This is a genomic window from Saccharopolyspora sp. NPDC002686 (genome assembly GCF_040295745.1).
Classification (GTDB): Bacteria; Actinomycetota; Actinomycetes; order Mycobacteriales; family Pseudonocardiaceae; genus Saccharopolyspora; species Saccharopolyspora oryzae.
This window is the reverse complement of sequence record NZ_JBEOVY010000655.1, coordinates 1-1,454: the sequence shown is the minus strand read 5'-3', so window position 1 is coordinate 1,454 and position 1,454 is coordinate 1. Positions and strand designations below refer to the sequence as shown.

Genomic DNA, 1,454 nt, shown 5'->3' with positions numbered 1-1,454 from the left:
GGATTGGCCATCGCGGCGGCGTCGGCCATGGGCAGGCCGCGGCGCCGCAGCAGCGGCACGGTCAGGACGCTGCCGCCGACGCCGAGGAAGCTGGCGACCGCACCGATGCCGACTCCGCCGGCCGTCGAAGCGACCTTGCCCAGGGGTCTTGCGCCCTCCGCACCGCGGGAGTTGTCCAGGAATCCGCGCCGGGCGAGGCTGTCGACGATGGTGACCGCGAGGTAGGCGATGAACAGCACGTGCAACACGGTCTCCGGGGCCCAGTTCGCCGCGACCGCACCGAGAACCGCGCCGAGCGCGATGAACTCGAGCAGCGGGTGGAGGTGTTCCTTGCGCAGGCGGCCGGACCGGGCCTGCGCGATGGTCGCCGTGGAGGCGTTGACGATCATCACCGCGGTCGAGGTGGCCACCGCGGTGTGCATCGCGTCGGCCCCGGTCGCCGCGGAGACGACCGCGAACACGACCGGCACGATGATGAAACCGCCGCCGAATCCGAACAGGACCGTGGTCACACCGGTCAGGCAGCCGAAGCCGAGCAGCACGAGGGAGGAGACGAGCACCCGGCCACGGTAGGACCGGCCGCGATTGGCGCACAATCGATGTTGCGCCACACCCGTTCGAGTTCACGCCACCGGTCGGTTAGCGTGGTCCGGTGCGCAACGTGCCGCTGGACGAAGTGGACGGGATCGATCGCGCCGTCCTGGCCATCGGCACCGACTACCCGCCCGGCCACCTGCTGGCCTTCCACCGGCACCGCCGCGCTCAGCTGCTGTACGGCGCGACCGGGGTCATGCAGGTCGAGACGGCGGACAGGAGCTGGACGGTGCCGCCGCGCCGCGCGGTGCTCATCCCGCCCGGCACCGACCACCAGGTGCTGATGGACGGGGTCAGCACCCGCAGCCTCTACCTCGAGTCCTCAGCCGTCCCGTGGTTCCCGGCGCGCTGCCGGGTCGTGGACGTCTCACCGCTGCTGCGCGAGCTGCTGCTCGCCGCGGTGGACATCGCGCCGGAGTACGACCGGCACGGCCGGGACGGGGCGCTGGTCGAGCTGATCCTGCACGAGATCCGGAACCTGGCGCCGCTGCCGTTCGACCTGCCGCTGCCCGCTCGGGCGGACCTCCGGGAGCTCTGCGAGGCGTTCCAGGCGGCCCCGAACATCCGCGAGGCGCCGTCCAGGTGGGCCGCCCGCCTCGGAGTCAGCGGCCGCACGTTCAACAGGTTGTTCCTCACCGGGACCGGTCTCAGCTTCCAGCACTGGCGCCAGCGCGCCTGCGTCCTGCACGCCATCCGCCTGCTCTCCGCGGGGCTGACGGTCACCCGGACCGCGGCGGAGCTCGCCTACGACACCCCGGCTGCCTTCTCCACGATGTTCCGCAAGCAGACCGGAACGGCGCCGAGTTCCTTCCAGCCGCGCTGATTCCACAGTGGAAGCGCGCCCCTGCGGCCTCGACCGC

2 protein-coding genes are annotated in these 1,454 nt (G+C 72.0%); one reads left to right on the top strand and one right to left on the bottom strand.

The features are described 5' to 3' along the window. A partial coding sequence (locus tag ABTZ89_RS38665; protein WP_351054459.1) for a sulfite exporter TauE/SafE family protein occupies positions 1-560 on the bottom strand: 560 nt, incomplete at its 3' end. A 92-nt stretch (positions 561-652) separates the two neighbouring features. On the opposite strand from ABTZ89_RS38665, the gene ABTZ89_RS38660 reads away from it, so the two are divergent. Further along, positions 653-1,417 carry an AraC family transcriptional regulator gene (locus tag ABTZ89_RS38660; RefSeq protein ID WP_351054457.1) on the top strand — a complete coding sequence of 255 codons (765 nt, stop codon included), beginning with the start codon at positions 653-655 and terminating at the stop codon, positions 1,415-1,417. Positions 1,418-1,454: the final 37 nt, after the last annotated feature.